This window comes from Thermoactinomyces intermedius (genome assembly GCF_013912365.1).
GTDB classification, from domain to species: Bacteria; Bacillota; Bacilli; order Thermoactinomycetales; family Thermoactinomycetaceae; genus Thermoactinomyces; species Thermoactinomyces intermedius.
Window position 1 is genome coordinate 1 of sequence record NZ_JACETT010000050.1, and the last position, 2,484, is coordinate 2,484.

General features: G+C 46.2%; 1 protein-coding gene, 1 tRNA gene and 2 rRNA genes. All 4 read right to left on the bottom strand.

Features of this window, described 5'->3' with window-relative positions; genetic code table 11:
• Positions 1-210: ribosomal RNA gene (locus H1R82_RS11990) — 16S ribosomal RNA — on the bottom strand; the annotation flags it as partial.
• An 809-nt stretch (positions 211-1,019) separates the two neighbouring features.
• Positions 1,020-1,751, bottom strand: coding sequence for a class I SAM-dependent methyltransferase (locus tag H1R82_RS11995; RefSeq protein WP_181733101.1), 732 nt, complete (start codon positions 1,749-1,751; stop codon positions 1,020-1,022).
• Positions 1,752-2,240: 489 nt separating this feature from the next.
• Positions 2,241-2,355, bottom strand: a 5S ribosomal RNA gene (rrf, locus tag H1R82_RS12000).
• 8 nt (positions 2,356-2,363) lie between these two features.
• Positions 2,364-2,440: transfer RNA gene (locus H1R82_RS12005), tRNA-Arg, on the bottom strand.
• Positions 2,441-2,484: the final 44 nt, after the last annotated feature.

Here is a 2,484-nt window from a genome sequence, read left to right on the forward strand (position 1 = left end):
CTTTCCCCTTTTCCCCATGCAGGGAAAAGGCCTATCCGGTATTAGCCCCGGTTTCCCGGAGTTATCCCGGTCTTGCGGGCAGGTTGCCCACGTGTTACTCACCCGTTCGCCGCTGGATCCTCATCCCGGAGGATGATTCTCCCGCTCGACTTGCATGTATTAGGCACGCCGCCAGCGTTCATCCTGAGCCAGGATCAAACTCTCCAAAAAAGTTTGATATGAACTCTCAAGAATTAACGAGTCATGTCTTCACTCTTCAGTTTTCAAGGAACACTTCAATCGTCTCCGTTTTTATCACGACGACGTTATATATTCTATCACATCGCCGCCGTGCTTGTCAACAACTTTTTTTGTTTTCTTTTCTCGCTTTTTGCAAGATGTTGTCGTAGCAGCGACGAAAATAAATATACTACCCTTTTATTTGGTTGTCAACACCTCTTTTAAGGTTTATTTTGATTTCATATATTCCCATCCTTTTAGTGAGCCTGGACAGACAAAAAACAAAATAGCCGTCACACAGCCGATTTGAATGCCTCCTTCTCCATCGAGCGGTTTGAAGCTCTCCATGTTCGACCGAATCAATCAATTTCTTTTCTCCGATTTCTGTGCATTAAAAAACACCTTGTGGTTTTCAGAGCAAAAGGTTAAGAAAAAGGCTCATCCGTTTAACGGTTTCCCATGACTAAAAAGATCCGGGCGGCGCATTTATCAACAGTGGAAAACCAGTGAGAAGCACATGAAGGGACGCAGGAAATGCAGTCGAGTATTGGAACACCCGGTCTCTTCAGGACATGGAAGCGAGAGCCCGGGTCAAAAAACATCCACCAATTTTCAACTTCCGTGCATATACCTTGATTTCGACAAGATCAGATTATGCAATTGAAGCAACGTCCACCCTGTTTACCGGATAACCGCTTGTGTATTAACAGACAATCCCAAATTCCAATTGTATTCCTCTGTGACACTTGGTCCCCTTTTGAACATTATGGTCTCCATTTACGGCAAGACACATACAACCTCTACGGTTTACGACCCACCACAATCCGTACAGGAGGAAAGATAAAATAATGGGGACCGGCAATCTGAACGCCTGTCGCTCCCAACTCTTTAAAAATTCCGGCATATTCATCAACATGCCGGAAATCGAGAATCGCAAAATGTCCTCCCGGCTTGAGCACCCGGAATATTTCCCCGAGCGCCTTACGACGTTCATTTTTATCATAAATATTGTGCAGAGCCAGACTGGAAACAATCACATCAAATTCATTGTCCGAAAACGGAATATCCCGCGCATCAGCAGATACAACTTCGACGCGTTCTCTTACTCCTTCTTTTTCGGCATTTTCCAAAGTTACATCAGGATGATTGCCCGATTGATCCCGTTCATTCCAAATATCAATTCCGATTGCCTTACCGCGGTCGAGACGTTTGGCCGCAGCATTCAGAACGAGTCCTCTCCCGCATCCGATATCGAGTACTTTTTCATCCCCCCGCCAAGGGACGAGGTCAAGCAGCTTTTCCCGTTCATAATACTTCCCGATTTTGCTGCTCCATATCATATAAACGGCTTCAATGAGACAAATCAGACCAAAAAGAAAAAGAATCGTTCCGATCCATCGCCAAGCACCAGCAAACACAAAAAAAGCCCCCATACTGAGCAGAAGCAAAGCGATGCCGCTTAACGTCAAATTTCGAATGACGCCGGGAGCATCTATACCATAATCCCCTTTTTGATTACCAGTCTTATCCATCCACTTCGCCACCTATCGCTTTTGATATATTTGGACATTGAAACGAAAACCCTGGACGACGCAGCTCAGATAAACCCCTAATTCCATTATATCGGAGCTCGCAAAGATATAAATACTTTAACGCCTGCCTGACCAAAAACGCACCAACGATCGGTCACCTCTATCCATTCCTAAAGCCAAGTCCATCAAGTAACATCGTTTGCTGCACCTGATGGGTACAGAGGAACAAAACTTATTGCCGGGACAATATGCAAGCGCTCGGGTTCCATTATTCTGAAAATCCAATCCAGGTATCCAAAAGGAGTCCCCTTGGATAACATCATCTCCAACCACAAAGTGAATCGGGGTAAGAAGGTTATCAGCGGCCGGCAGAAACTCCCAAAAACAGATGGCGATGAGGAAAGGATGGAAAAGGAGGATCAATCCGGGGAAATGGAAATAACGAAGACAAAATGAAAAAGCCACCTCAAATGAGGTGGCTTGTGACTTGCCTGGCAACGACCTACTCTCCCAGGGGTCATCCCCAAGTACCATCGGCGCTGGAGGGCTTAACTTCCGTGTTCGGGATGGGAACGGGTGGATCCCCTCCGCCATGGTCACCAGACAATTTATTGGCGTGCCCTGGAAGATTCGAACTCCCGACCTTCTGATCCGTAGTCAGACTCTCTATCCAGCTGAGCTAAGGGCACATTGAACACACCCTGAAAATGAGGATGGAAGAAGCAATGCAATC